Source organism: Sphingomonas segetis (assembly GCF_009720245.1).
Taxonomy (GTDB): Bacteria; Pseudomonadota; Alphaproteobacteria; order Sphingomonadales; family Sphingomonadaceae; genus Sphingomicrobium; species Sphingomicrobium segetis.
This window is the reverse complement of record NZ_WJSQ01000078.1, coordinates 1-12,437: the sequence shown is the minus strand read 5'-3', so window position 1 is coordinate 12,437 and position 12,437 is coordinate 1. Positions and strand designations below refer to the sequence as shown.

Sequence of the window (12,437 nt, the reverse complement as noted above, 5' to 3'; positions counted from 1 at the left end):
GCGCGGAAGCGCAGCAGGCGCGCAGCGCCGAGTTCGCCCGCGCGAGCGTCGAGAAGTTCGAATGCGTGCCGCAGCGGCTGCCCGAAACGCTCGGCTTCGACCCGAGCGAGCCGCGCAATGCCGACGAGCAAGCGGCGACGCTCGAACGGCTCACCGCGGAGCGCGAGCGGATCGGCCCGGTGAACCTCGTGGCCGAGCAGGAGCTGGCCGAGCTCGACGCTGCGCGGAGCAAGGGCGCCGAGGAAGCCGAGGAGCTAACCCAGGCCATCCATCGCCTGCGCGGCTCGATCGGCAACCTCAACCGCGAAGGGCGGGTTCGGCTGCTCGATGCCTATCAAAAGGTCGACACCCATTTCCGGCGGCTGTTCACGACCCTGTTCGAAGGCGGGCAGGCGCATCTCGAGCTGGTCGAGAGCGACGACCCGCTCGAGGCGGGACTCGAGATCATGGCCCAGCCTCCGGGCAAACGCTTGTCGGCGCTGACGCTGCTTTCAGGCGGCGAGCAGGCGCTGACCGCGATCGCTTTGATCTTTGCGCTGTTCCTGACGAATCCGGCGCCGATCTGCGTCCTCGACGAAGTCGACGCGCCGCTCGACGACGCCAATGTCGAGCGCTTCTGCGAGCTGCTCGACCGCATGACGCAGGAAACCGACACGCGTTACCTGATCGTCACACACAATGCGGTGACGATGAGCCGCATGCATCGGCTGTACGGCGTCACGATGATCGAGAAGGGCGTCAGCCGGCTGGTCTCGGTGGACCTCGTCGGCGCGGAGACATTGCTTGCAGCAGAGTGAGCCGATGCAGCCGCTGACGATCGCCTTCCTGATCTATCCGGATGTCACGCAGCTCGACTTTTCGGGGCCGGCGCAGGTTCTGTCGCGGCTCGGCGCGTCATCGATGCACTTCGTGTGGAAGTGTCGCGAGCCGGTCGCGACCGACAGTGGCTTCTCGATCCTGCCGACTGCGACTTTCGACGAAGTCGGCCATGCGGACATCCTGTGCGTGCCCGGCGGATTCGGGTGCGTCGATGTGATGGAAGACGCGCGGGCGCTCGCCTGGGTGCGCGAGGTCGGGTCGGGCGCGCAGTGGGTCACCAGCGTCTGCACCGGCTCGCTGATCCTCGGCGCGGCGGGCTTGCTTCGCGGCTATCGCGCGACGTCGCACTGGGACTGGCGCGACCAGCTGGCGCTGTTCGGCGCGGAGCCCGTGGAAGAACGCGTGGTGTTCGACCGCAACCGCGTGACCGGCGGCGGCGTAACCGCGGGGATCGACTTCGCGCTCGCGCTCACCGCCGCGATCCGCGGCGAGGAGCATGCGAAGGCCGTGCAGCTCGGCCTCGAATACGACCCGCATCCGCCGTTCGTCTCCGGGACTCCGCGCTCGGCCGAGCCGGCGATCGTCGAACGCGTGCGCGAGAGAACCCGCGCGATTGCGCCCGATCGCGAGGCAAGGATCCGGGCGGTCGCTGAAGGGTCACAGACTCAATAGCAGTTCTGCTATTGCGAATGACTTTCAATAACACTAGACGCTCGGGCGAAATCCTGAGGGGAAGACATGGGCCGCCTGTTGTTTCCGTTCGCCGCGGCGCTCGTCTGCGGCGCCGCACCAACTCACGCCGCAGATGCTGCCGCCGACGCATCGGCCGACGCCGACCAGCCGATCGTCGTCACCGGCCAGCAGGTGAAGTATGGCGTCAAGGCGACCAGCACCGCAACCAGGACCAACACCGACGTCAAGGACATCCCGCAGGCGCTGACCACCGTCACTGCCCAGCAGATCGAGGATCAGCAGCTGCGCTCTGTCGGCGACCTGCTGCTGTTCGTGCCGGGCGCTTCGTACAATGCCGGCGAAGGCAATCGCGACACGATCGTGTTGCGCGGCAACAGCAGCACCGCCGACTTCTTCGTCGACGGCGTGCGCGATGACGTCCAGTATTTTCGCGACTTCTACAACGTCGAGCGCGTGGAAGTGCTCAAAGGCCCCAACGCGATGATCTTCGGCCGCGGCGGCGGGGGCGGGATCGTCAACCGGGTGCTGAAGCGGCCGACGCTGGCGCCCTATCGGGCGCTGACCGCGTCGGCTGACAATTGGGGCGATTTTCGCTTCACCGGAGATCTCGACCAACCGCTGAACGACACCGTCGGTGCCCGCCTCAACGCGATGTACGAACGCGGCGGAAGCTTTCGCAACCACGTCGATTTGACGCGCTACGGAATCAACCCGACGGCTGCGGTCGTCGCCGGCAGCACGCGGATCGACCTGTCGTACGAGCATTTCCACGATCGCCGCACCGCCGATCGCGGCGTGCCCGCCGACGGCAACGAGCCGATCCGCGGCTTCACCCGCACCTTCTTCGGCGACCCGGACGTCAGCTTCGCCCGCGCCAATGTGAACCTGGGGACGCTGATCGTTTCGCACGATTTCGGCGGCGGGCTGACGCTGCGCAACCACACTTTGCTCGGCGACTACAGCAAGTTCTACCAGAACGTGTACCCGCGCGGATTCAGCGCGGCGACCGGTCTTGTGACGCTCGGCGGGTACAACAACGCGACCGACCGAACCAACCTCTTCAGCCAGACCGATCTCGTCTGGGAGAACCGCCTCGGCGGAATCGACCAGACCCTGCTGTTCGGGTTCGAGCTCGGCCGAGAGAAATCGCGCAACAAGCGCAACACGGGGAGCTTCCCCGACGGCGACACGACGCCGATCACCGACCCGACCGTGGATGCGAACGTGATCTTCGCGCCCGACGCCGACGATTCGAACAACCGCGTGAAGGCGACCGTGGCGGCGCTCTACGTGCAGGACCAGATCAGACCCGCCTCGTGGCTCGAGATCGTCGCCGGGCTGCGCTTCGACAGCTTCAACCTCCACGTCGACGACTTGCGACCGCTCGATCACGGCGAGTTCAGCCGTCGCGACAAATTGTGGTCGCCGCGGCTCGGCGTCATCCTCAAGCCGACGCCGGACCTGTCGCTCTATGCCAGCTATAGCCGGTCGTACCTGCCGCAGTCGGGCGACCAGTTCAGCAGCCTCGACTCGACCCGCGCCGCGCTCGAGCCCGAGCGCTTCGACAATCGCGAGGTGGGCGCCAAGTGGGAGATCCTCGACGGCCTGCTCGCCACCGCGGCGCTCTACCAGCTCGACCGAAGCAACACGCGGGCCAGCGATCCGCTGGACCCGACCCGCACCGTGCTCACCGGCAAGCAGCGCAGCCGCGGGCTCGAGCTCGGGCTCGAGCGCAGCGTGACCAGCCGGTGGCTGATGTCCGCCGGCTACGCGCTTCAGGACGCCGAGATCACCGAGACGACCTCGGCCGCGCCCGCGGGGCGCAAGGTGCCGCTGGTACCGCGCCACAGCTTCTCGCTGTGGAACCGCTATGACGTGACCCAGCGGCTCGGCGTCGGCCTCGGCGTGATCGCGCGCTCGAAATCCTATGCCTCGATCGGCAATGCGGTGAAGCTGCCCGGCTATGCGCGGGTCGATGCGGCGGTGTTCTACAGGCTCCCGAGCGGGCTGGAAGCGCAGCTCAACGCCGAGAATTTACTCGGCGCCGACTATTACCCGAGCGCCAGCAACGACAACAATATCGCTCCCGGTGCACCGCGGAGCATCAAGGCCACGATCGGGTACCGCTTCTAGCGCGCAAGCTTCGCGGCCCGCGCCCTGATCAGCTTCAAGTCGCGGACGAACAGGGCGCGGCCCTCGCGCCGCGCTTCGGGGTCGGGCATCCGCAGGAGCGCGCTTGGGTGCACCGTCACCCAGCATTCGCTTCCGTCCTCAAGCGCCAGCGGCTCGCCGCGCACCTTGCCGATTGTCACGGTCTTGCCGATCAGCGATCTTGCCGCCGTGGCGCCGAGCGCGACCGTCACCGGCGGGCGGATCAGCTCGCGCTCGTGCTCGATCCACCACCGGCAGGCCGATATCTCGCCCGCGTCGGGCTTGTTGTGGATTCGGCGCTTGCCCTTAGCCACGAACTTGAAATGCTTGACCGCGTTGGTGACGTACACGCTCGACCGGTGGATCCCGGCCTTCTCCAGCGCTTCGTCGAACACCGCGCCAGCCGGGCCGACGAATGGCCGCCCGGCGATATCCTCCTGGTCGCCCGGCTGCTCGCCGACGAACATGATCGCGGCGTCGAGCGGGCCTTCGCCGAACACCGTCTGGGTACCGAACTTGTAGAGCTCGCACCGGGTGCACTTGCGCGCATCCTTGAGCAGCTTTTCCCAGGCCGCGCGCAAATTGCCGCCCGGCTCGATCCGTCGCTCGGCTTCGAGCGCGTGCTTGAGACCTTCGCTCGCAATGTCGGCCATCAAGAATCAACGACCGGGCCGCCGCGATGTTGCGGGCCTGCCGAGCCGCCCTTACTGCTCGCGGCATGAAGAACTCGCTCCTGCGCCTGACTGCCGCCCTCCTCCCGCTCCTCGCCCTCGCCGCCGCGCCCGCGCCGCAGCGCGTCACGCCGATGACGCCCGACGTTGTCGCCTCGTACAACCCGATCCTCCCGCAGGCCGATTTCATCCGGCGCGAGGCGATGGTGCCGATGCGCGACGGGACCAAGCTTTACACCGTCATCTTCATGAAGAAGGGCACGACGAACGGCCCGATCCTGCTGTCGCGAACGCCCTATGACGCGAAGGGCAGCACCGACCGCACGGCGAGCCTCAAGGTCGTCGACAAGCTGCCGATCATGTACAAGGAGTTCGTCGAGGACGGCTACATCATCGTCCAGCAGGACATTCGGGGCCTCCACAATTCGGAAGGCACGTTCGTCATGAACCGGCCGATCGTCGGGCCGCTCAACAACACGGGGATCGACGAAAGCACCGACGCCTACGACACGATCGACTGGCTGGTGAAGAACGTGCCGGAGTCCAACGGCAAGGTCGGCACCATCGGATCGTCCTATCTCGGCTTCCTCACCCTGGCGTCGGAGATCAACCCGCACCCGGCGCTCAAGGCCGCGGTCCCGCAGAGCCCCATGGTCGACGGCTGGATGGGCGACGACTGGTTCCACAACGGTGCCTACCGCACGGGCGGCTTCGACTTCGGACTGTCGCAGAGCACCGGCAAGGCGGACGCCGGCGCGAGCGTGCCGGTAGGCACCGGCGACGATTACACCCGCTATCTCGAAGCCGGCTCAATGGCCGACTACGCGCGCAAATATCAGATCGAGAACGTGCCGTTCGTCCAGAAGCTGATGCAGAACCCCGCCTATACCGAGTTCTGGTCGGGGCAGGCGGTCGACAAATGGATGGCGGCGCATCCGCTGACGGTCCCGACCATGCTCGAGGTCGGCCAGTGGGACCAGGAGGACAGCTATGGCGCGCCGGCGGTCTACAAGGCGCTCAAGGACAAATATGAGGGAAGCGGCCTGCTTCACCTGGTGATCGGACCGTGGCGCCATTCCGGCGCCAACCATTACGGCTATGAGCTTGGCGACCTGACCTTCAACGGCGACACGGCGCTGCAGTGGCGCCAGGACAATCTGAAGCCCTTCCTCGACCATTATCTCAAGGGCGCGCCCGACCCGCACACGCCGGCGGCCTACACCTATGCGACCGGTATCAACAAATGGGAGGCGAGCCCGCGCTGGCCGATGGGCACGCCAACCCCGATCTACCTGACGGCAAATAGCGGCGTCAGCTTCGACAAGCCTGGCGCGAGCGGCCACGACGATTATGTCTCCGACCCTGCCAGGCCGGTCCCCTATCTGCCGCGTCCGATCACCGGGGATCAGTGGAAGACCTGGCTCGTCACCGACCAGCGCTTCGTCGACGGCCGGACCGACGTGCTGACCTACACCGGCGCTCCGCTGACCAAGGCCGTGCACATTATGGGCGCTCCGCAAGTCGACCTGTTCGCCGCGACGACGGGGACCGACAGCGACTGGGTGGTCAAACTGATCGACGTCTATCCCAATGAGAATCCCGAAGGCGCGTCACAAGGGTCGAAGCGCGACATGTCGGGCTTCGAGCTTCCGATCGGGATCGAGATCTTCCGCGGCCGCTACGTCGACAGCTTCGCGCAGCCGCATGCGCTGACCCCCGGCAAGGTGACCGAGTTCAAGTGGAACCTGCCCAACGTCGATCATGTGTTCCTGCCCGGGCACAAGATCATGGTGCAGGTCCAGTCGAGCCTGTTCCCGCTCTACGACCGCAACCCGCAGAGCTTCGTCCCCAACATCTTCTACGCGAAGGCCGGCGATTATCGCGCGGCGAGGCAGAGCGTCTTCACCGGCGGCAACAATGCGAGCGCGGTCTATCTGCCGATCGTCCCGTAACGTTCGGAACGCTGGCGAACGCATGCCCGTTCTCCACCCAACAGAAGTGGAGACGAACATGGCCGACGACCGCGAGATCGAAGGGAAATTTTGGGACGCGCTGAAGGACAGCCCGTTTATCATGCTAGGAATCGAAGGGATGCGTGACGGCGCCACCCAGCCGATGACCGCCGTTTTCGAGGACCGGGACCGCGACGCCGGCGTGCTCTGGATCTTCACCGCCAACGACCATGATTTCACCCGGGCGATGGGCCGGTCGAACCGCGCAATGGCGTCCTATTCCGCCAAGGGGCACGGGTTGTTTGCAAGCCTGCGCGGAACGCTGCGGATCGATAACGACGCCGCCACTATCGAGCGGCTGTGGAACCCCATCGTGGCCGAATGGTACGAGGGCAAGGACGACCCCAAGCTGGCGCTCGTCCGGTTCGACGTCGACGATGCGAAAATCTGGCTGAGCGACGTCGAAGGCTTCCTCAAGCCCGCGCTCAACAAGCTCTTCGGCCGCAAGCCAGAGGCGGGCATGGACGAAAAGGTCGCAGAGGTCAGCCTCTAGGCCAGCTTCTCCTCGACCTTGCGCTTGATGTGCCCGGTCGGCGGCTTGCGGATCGTGCGGAAGCGCGCCTCGACCAGCGAATAGACCCCGAACAGCGCGAGCCCCGCGGCGATGGGAATCTCCAGCGGTCCGCGCAGCGCGTCGAGCGCCTGTTCGAGCCCACCGACGCCGGCTGCGTCGTGGTCGACCGCGGCCCTGGCGAGCAGCCAGGCAATCGTCAGGAAGATGATGCCGCGCGCGGCATAGCCGATCCTGCCGAGCCATTTCGTGAATGGCCGCTGCGCCGCCTCGTCGAGATTTTCGAGAAAGGAGCAGCTGACTGCCTTCCACAACTGGACCAGCCCGGCTCCGGCGAGGACCGCAGCGGCGATTCCGACCGCCAGCTCGCCCGCGGGCAAGTGAAGTGCTGTCGCCGCATTCTCGTGCGCGCCTCCGGCGAGCGGAAGATTGCGGCCGAGCATGATCCTCAACGCCTTGTACGCGAGATAGAGGTAGATCGCGCCGCTGAACCCCGCGACGGCCCGCTGCCGCCAGGCCCTCGGATGGTGGCGGCCGCTGTCCATCCCGAATGCAGCGTCGCTGAGGCGCCACAGGCCGTAGCCGCTCATCCCCGCCACGAGGAAGATCATGAGTCCGCGGCCGAAGCCTCGGCTGAGATATTCCATGACCCCGGTCAGACCCTCGGTCCGGCCGGTGGCGATCACCAGCCAGGCGATGACGATATAGAGCAAACCGCGGGTGACGAAGCCGAGCCGCGCCAGCCATTGGAAGTTGCTTTCATGAGCGACGTCGGCGGCCATTGCCCCGCAACGAGCGGGGAGCGGCTGTGTTGCGTCAGCCCAGAGCCTTCGCCTGGTCTTGCGCCGTCGACGTCATGCGGTGACCGAGCACGATCTTGAAAACGATGAAGGCGACGAGACCGAAGACCGCGCTGGCGACGTGGATCAGCCAGAAGGTGGTGGTCGGAAGGCTGGAATAGAGGCCGCCGACATAGCCCACCACCGCGTTGGCGATGAAGAAGGAGAGATAATAGAGGCCGATCACGGTCGAGGTGATCTGCTTCGGCGAGATCTTCGAAAAAAGCGCGAGGCTGATCGGAAGGACGTGGGCGAAGCCGATGCTGTTGAAGAGCTCGAACATCAGCGGCCAGAACATGCTGATCTTGCCGCCCGCCGGCTGGGTCAGCGCGGCCATGAACAGGCACAGGCCGCCCGCGACCGTGAACACGCTGCCGATGATCATCTTGCTGATCTCGTCGGGCTCGCGGCGGTGCGTCCCCCACCATTTCCAGAAGGCGGCGACGGCGAGCAGCATCGAGAAGCTCACCGCTGCGTCGAGGGTGATCAGCCACGTGCTCGGGAACGTCCATCCGAGCAGGCTGAGATTGAAGTGCTGGTCGCCCCAGACGAGGTAAGCGTTGAAGATTTCCTGGTTGGTGAGCAGCGATATCGCGAGCACCGGGATGAGGATCACGAGGTAGAGCACGCACAGCCAGTCGCCGCGGCTGAGCGGCTCGCGCGGCTCCCTCCGCTCGCCGCGCGCCGGCCGGTTTTCCACCGGGAGATATTTGCGGCCCGAGAGATAGATGATGAGGCCCAGTACCATGACAACGCCGGCGCAGCCGAAGCCCCAGTGCCAGCCGACCCGCTGCCCGAGCGTCCCCGAGATCAAGGGTCCGACGATCACGCTGACGTTGATGAAGATGTAGAAGATCTGGAACGCCATCGCGCGCCGGAGGTCGTTGGGGCCGTAGAGTGCGCCGACCTGGGTCGCGATATTGCCCTTGAACGCGCCGACCCCGAGCAGCAGCGCGAGAAGCGCGAGCAGGAAGGCGGGCTCGATGGCCATCAGGAAATGGCCGATCGCCATCAGCACGCCACCGGCGATCAACGTCGCGTTCCGGCCGAACCATTTGTCGGCGATGATCCCGCCGACGATTGGCGTCAGATAGACGAGAGCGGTGTAGGTCCCGAAAATCGCCGAGGCGAGCGGCTGGCCCGAAAGCCCCGGATAGACGTGCGCGTTGAGCCAGCTGAGCCCGACGACATTTTCCATCCGTCCGGGCACGAGCAGGTAATTGACCATGTAGAGCACCAGCAGCGTCTGCATGGAATAATAAGAGAAGCGCTCGCACCCTTCGGTGAAGCCGAGGTAGCCGAGCCCCTTGGGGTGCCCGAGGAACGCGCGATCGTCGTGGGTGCCGACTTCATAGTCGGGAGTGGCGTCGGCAACCGTCATCCTTCGGCCTCCTCGGTCATGGCCGCCGCGCTTGCGGAAGGCATGTCACGGACGCGTAACAAGGTGCGGGCGTCCGGGAAAGCTGCGTCGGAGCCTCGGCGCCGTTACTGCGGCGGGATCTCGTCGTCGGCCTGTTGCTTGCGCTCGCCGCGCGCCTGCTCGATGACCTTGATCAGGCAGCCGGTGTAGCCGGCGGGGCCGACCGGCGAGCAGCTGTTGATCCCGGTCGATCCGACGGTCTCGAGATTCTTCGACCGGACCGCCCAGGATTCCATCTCCTGCGGGGTGCCGCTCTGCCGCATCTTCGGCGGAATGCGATAGCGCTCGGCTTCCGGACGACGGGCGCAGACCACGACCTGGTCGTCGGTCGAACGGGGGCACGGGTCGTCGCCATAGACGATGATCTCGGCGATGTTCGGCGCCGCTTGTGCCGCCGCCGGGGCCGGAAGGGCCGCATAACCACCCGCGACAGCGGTCGCGGCGGCGCCCATGACAATCGTGAACTTGCTCATACTCGTCCTTCCAGCGGCTACAGCGGCCGATGCTTCGCTCTGGTTCCTCAAATCCGCTTTGACAATGCGATGGCCGCCTTGCAGCCGCCACGGATCGCCGCGGTCAGCAGCGGATAGCCGACCGCCTTCGTCGCGCCCGCCTCGCGCGCGCTGTCGCGATGCTCGAGCTCCTCGGCGCGGAACTCGGCAATGTCGCGCGCGAGCTCCGGGTCGTCGTCGCCAAGATCGTCGAGCTGGCGCCGGTAATGGCGGTCGATCTCGGTCTCGACGGCGTCGGTGCAGGCAAGCGCCGCTTCCTCCGACATCAGCGCGGTGGTGGCGCCGAGCGCGAAGCCGGCGACGTTCCACAGCGGCTGGAGCAAGGTCGGGCGGACTCGCCGCTCGGCCATCACCCGGTCGAAGCGCGCGAGGTGCCGCTCCTCCTGCGTGGCCATGCGCGCGATCAGCTTGGCTTCGGGGCAGTTGCTGCGCAGCACGGCGAGTTGCCCGGCATAGATGCGCGTCGCGCCATATTCGCCGGCCTGGTCGACGCGCACCATCGAGCCGCTGTCCGCGCGCCGGTCGCCGGGGCGCCAGCCGCTCATGCGCGCTTCGCCCTCAGCGTGAACAGGAGGATCAGCGCGGCGCCGCCGAGCGAGAGGATCGCGTTCCAGCCGGCCATCGAGATTCCGAGGAAGCGGAACTGCACCTCGTCGCAGCGGATCAGCGGCGCGTGGGTGATTTGCCGCAGAAGCTCCTCCGTGGTCCCGCCTCTGGCGAGCGCGGTACATTGGGTGAAGCCCTGGAAGATCTTCGCTTCCACGCCGGCATGATAGACGCCGATCGCCCCCGAAACGGCGATCGCAAGCGCGGCAAGTAGGACCAGGACACGCGACCGCGGAGATGCGGCGGGCGCGGTGAACGACAGTGCGGCGAGCAAAATTGCGACGCCGTGCGGCCAGCGCTGCCAGTAGCACATCTCGCACGGGTAGAGCCCGCCGAGATACTGCGACCCGAGCGCGCCGCCGAGCAGCGCGAGCGGCAGGAGCAGCGCGATCAGTCGAGCGATGCCGGCCGGCCGCCAGCCCGCCACAGCGCCCGAATGCACCGCAACGGCCTCGTTCATGCTCTTATCGCGATTTCTTCGACGCGCTGCCGCCGGCCACATTTGCCGGTGCCTGTCCGGCGAGCCGCTTCAGCGTGTTCAGCGCGTAATGAAGCTGGAAATCCTTGATGCCCTGCTTCTTGAGGTCTTCAGCCTTGGCGCTGAACCGCGGATCGGGCGTGGTGTCGGTCTCGAGCAGCTTGTCGTCGACCTTGGACTGGGCGAGCAGGTGCTTGCGCAAATCGGCCTCGCGGATGAACCGGCGGTTCTTGTAGTCCGGGTCGGTGAGCTGCGGGACTTCGATGTCGGGCTGGATCCCGCCGGCCTGAACCGAGCGGCCCGACGGCGTGTAGTAGCGCGCCGTGGTCAGCCGAAGCGCAGCGTCGGGGCCGGTCTGAACGACCGTCTGCACCGATCCCTTGCCGAAGCTCTTTTCGCCCATGATGAGCGCGCGGCGATGGTCCTGGAGCGCGCCGGCGACGATCTCCGACGCCGAGGCCGTGCCGGCATCGGTGAGCACGATCACGGGCAGCCCGTGGGCCATGTCTCCGGGCCGCGCATAGTAGCGCTCGATGTCGTCCTTGGTGCGCCCGCGCTGCGAGACGACTTCGCCGCTCTCGAGGAAGTCGTCGGCGACGTCGACCGCCTGGTCGAGGAGCCCGCCCGGGTTGGAGCGCAGGTCGACGACATAGCCGATCGGGTGCCCGCCGGTCGCCTTGTCGATCGATAGAAGCGCCGACTTGACCTGCTCGCCGACATTGCCGGTGAAGGTGTCGATGTTGATGTAGCCGACGCCTTCCTTGATCTCCCATTTGACCGGGCGAAGCTCGATCCGTTCGCGCACGATGGTGAGGTCGAGCGGCTTGTCGCGGCCGGGACGGACGATGGTGATCTTGACCGGTGTGCCGGGGGCGCCCTTCATCTTCTCGACCGCCTGGTCGAGCGTGATCCCGTTCATGAACTCGCCGTTGATGTGGGTGATGTAGTCGCCCGACTTGACCCCGGCGCGCCACGCCGGCGTGTCCTCGGTGGGGGCGATGACCTTCACGACGCCGTCCTCCATCGAGACGGTCAGGCCGAGGCCCCCGTAATTGCCGTCGGTGGTCGTCTTGAGCTGGTCGAAATCGGCGCCTTCGACATAGGAGGAATGGGGGTCGAGCGCGGCGAGCATGCCGTCGATCGCGCCCTTGATAAGGGTGTGGTCGTCGACCTTCTCCACGTAGTTTGCCTTGACCCGCTCGTAGACGCTCATGAACTTCTCGAGCTCCTGGTAATTGGTCGTGTCCGCGGCAGCGAAGGAGCTGGCGGTCACGGGTACCAAAGCGAGCGCTCCGACGAGCGCGAGCGGCGGAAGAAGCTTGGCGTTGAATTTCATCAGAATAAGGTCCCAGTTCGGCAGCGGTCGCATTTAGCCGCCTTTCGCTGTCTTTGACAGAGTTTGAGATGAACCTGCGATGAGAGCGGGCGAGAATCGTTGCCCATTGCGGGACAGTTCGACCTGCGTAGGCCCGAGCGCTCGGCCGATGGAATCGCCGATCCGAACCTTCTCTCCTTGCTTGACCGGCGAGGAGACGTTGACGATCAGACTCATCCAGCCGCCGCCGTGATCGATGATCAGTATCCCGTCATAGTCGCGGAACGGGCCGGAGAAGCGCACGATCCCGTCGGCGGGCGCCGACACGGGCGCGCCGCGCATTGTCGCGAAGGTAATCCCGCGCGAGCGCACGCCGCTGTCGTCGACGGCGCCAAGCCCCGCCACGACGC

The 12,437-nt window shown here is 66.2% G+C and carries 11 protein-coding genes and 2 pseudogenes; 5 read left to right on the top strand and 8 right to left on the bottom strand.

Going from position 1 to position 12,437, the window contains the following annotated elements:
* The 3 genes and pseudogenes from GH737_RS08965 to GH737_RS08955 all read left to right on the top strand — a co-directional run.
* Nucleotides 1–797: pseudogene (locus GH737_RS08965) on the top strand (chromosome segregation protein); the annotation flags it as partial.
* Nucleotides 798–801: 4 nt separating this feature from the next.
* Nucleotides 802–1,491, top strand: coding sequence for a DJ-1/PfpI family protein (locus tag GH737_RS08960; RefSeq protein ID WP_155264494.1), 690 nt, complete (start codon nt 802–804; stop codon nt 1,489–1,491).
* 66 nt (nt 1,492–1,557) lie between these two features.
* Entirely contained in the window at nt 1,558–3,645 is a 2,088-nt protein-coding gene (locus tag GH737_RS08955) for a TonB-dependent receptor (RefSeq protein ID WP_155264493.1), read from the top strand.
* Here the strand turns inward: GH737_RS08955 and GH737_RS08950 are convergent.
* A pseudogene (locus GH737_RS08950) lies at nt 3,642–4,274 on the bottom strand (UdgX family uracil-DNA binding protein); the annotation flags it as partial. The gene GH737_RS08955 and the pseudogene GH737_RS08950 overlap by 4 nt on opposite strands.
* A gap of 107 nt (nt 4,275–4,381) precedes the next feature.
* On the opposite strand from GH737_RS08950, the gene GH737_RS08945 reads away from it, so the two are divergent.
* Together GH737_RS08945 and GH737_RS08940 are read left to right on the top strand one after the other, a co-directional pair.
* Nucleotides 4,382–6,286: a CocE/NonD family hydrolase gene (locus GH737_RS08945; protein ID WP_155264491.1), complete on the top strand. Its 1,905-nt coding sequence runs from the start codon at nt 4,382–4,384 to the stop codon at nt 6,284–6,286.
* Between the two features lie 58 nt (nt 6,287–6,344).
* Nucleotides 6,345–6,839 (top strand): pyridoxamine 5'-phosphate oxidase family protein, encoded by a 495-nt coding sequence (locus GH737_RS08940; RefSeq protein ID WP_196233068.1) that lies wholly within the window; start codon nt 6,345–6,347, stop codon nt 6,837–6,839.
* Here the strand turns inward: GH737_RS08940 and GH737_RS08935 are convergent.
* The 7 genes from GH737_RS08935 to GH737_RS08905 form a co-directional block, all read right to left on the bottom strand.
* On the bottom strand, nt 6,836–7,639 hold the full coding sequence (locus GH737_RS08935; RefSeq protein ID WP_155264489.1) for a DUF1206 domain-containing protein: 804 nt from the start codon (nt 7,637–7,639) through the stop codon (nt 6,836–6,838). The two genes, GH737_RS08940 and GH737_RS08935, sit on opposite strands and share 4 nt — an antisense overlap.
* Before the next feature lie 34 nt (nt 7,640–7,673).
* Nucleotides 7,674–9,077 (bottom strand): peptide MFS transporter, encoded by a 1,404-nt coding sequence (locus tag GH737_RS08930; RefSeq protein ID WP_155264488.1) that lies wholly within the window; start codon nt 9,075–9,077, stop codon nt 7,674–7,676.
* 104 nt (nt 9,078–9,181) lie between these two features.
* The gene (locus GH737_RS08925; protein WP_155264487.1) at nt 9,182–9,589 is read right to left on the bottom strand and encodes a hypothetical protein; all 408 of its coding nucleotides are present in this window, start codon (nt 9,587–9,589) and stop codon (nt 9,182–9,184) included.
* 47 nt (nt 9,590–9,636) lie between these two features.
* Nucleotides 9,637–10,173, bottom strand: coding sequence for a demethoxyubiquinone hydroxylase family protein (locus tag GH737_RS08920; RefSeq protein WP_155264486.1), 537 nt, complete (start codon nt 10,171–10,173; stop codon nt 9,637–9,639).
* On the bottom strand, nt 10,170–10,694 hold the full coding sequence (locus tag GH737_RS08915) for a disulfide bond formation protein B (RefSeq protein WP_155264485.1): 525 nt from the start codon (nt 10,692–10,694) through the stop codon (nt 10,170–10,172). The genes GH737_RS08920 and GH737_RS08915 overlap by 4 nt, the downstream gene beginning before the upstream one ends.
* Nucleotides 10,695–10,698: 4 nt before the next feature.
* A complete protein-coding gene (locus GH737_RS08910; RefSeq protein ID WP_155264496.1) occupies nt 10,699–12,048 on the bottom strand; it encodes a S41 family peptidase in 1,350 nt (449 codons plus the stop codon).
* Between the two features lie 33 nt (nt 12,049–12,081).
* The coding region (locus tag GH737_RS08905; protein WP_155264484.1) for a murein hydrolase activator EnvC family protein at nt 12,082–12,437 on the bottom strand (356 nt) is incomplete at its 5' end.

What these genes read in the sequence shown, in the direction of transcription:
- GH737_RS08960 (WP_155264494.1), top strand. Translation starts at nt 802, where the DNA reads ATGCAGCCGCTGACGATCGCCTTCCTGATCTATCCGGATGTCACGCAG.
- GH737_RS08955 (WP_155264493.1), top strand. Translation starts at nt 1,558, where the DNA reads ATGGGCCGCCTGTTGTTTCCGTTCGCCGCGGCGCTCGTCTGCGGCGCC.
- GH737_RS08945 (WP_155264491.1), top strand. Translation starts at nt 4,382, where the DNA reads ATGAAGAACTCGCTCCTGCGCCTGACTGCCGCCCTCCTCCCGCTCCTC.
- GH737_RS08940 (WP_196233068.1), top strand. Translation starts at nt 6,345, where the DNA reads ATGGCCGACGACCGCGAGATCGAAGGGAAATTTTGGGACGCGCTGAAG.
- GH737_RS08935 (WP_155264489.1), bottom strand. Translation starts at nt 7,639, where the DNA reads ATGGCCGCCGACGTCGCTCATGAAAGCAACTTCCAATGGCTGGCGCGG.
- GH737_RS08930 (WP_155264488.1), bottom strand. Translation starts at nt 9,077, where the DNA reads ATGACGGTTGCCGACGCCACTCCCGACTATGAAGTCGGCACCCACGAC.
- GH737_RS08925 (WP_155264487.1), bottom strand. Translation starts at nt 9,589, where the DNA reads ATGAGCAAGTTCACGATTGTCATGGGCGCCGCCGCGACCGCTGTCGCG.
- GH737_RS08920 (WP_155264486.1), bottom strand. Translation starts at nt 10,173, where the DNA reads ATGAGCGGCTGGCGCCCCGGCGACCGGCGCGCGGACAGCGGCTCGATG.
- GH737_RS08915 (WP_155264485.1), bottom strand. Translation starts at nt 10,694, where the DNA reads ATGAACGAGGCCGTTGCGGTGCATTCGGGCGCTGTGGCGGGCTGGCGG.
- GH737_RS08910 (WP_155264496.1), bottom strand. Translation starts at nt 12,048, where the DNA reads ATGAAATTCAACGCCAAGCTTCTTCCGCCGCTCGCGCTCGTCGGAGCG.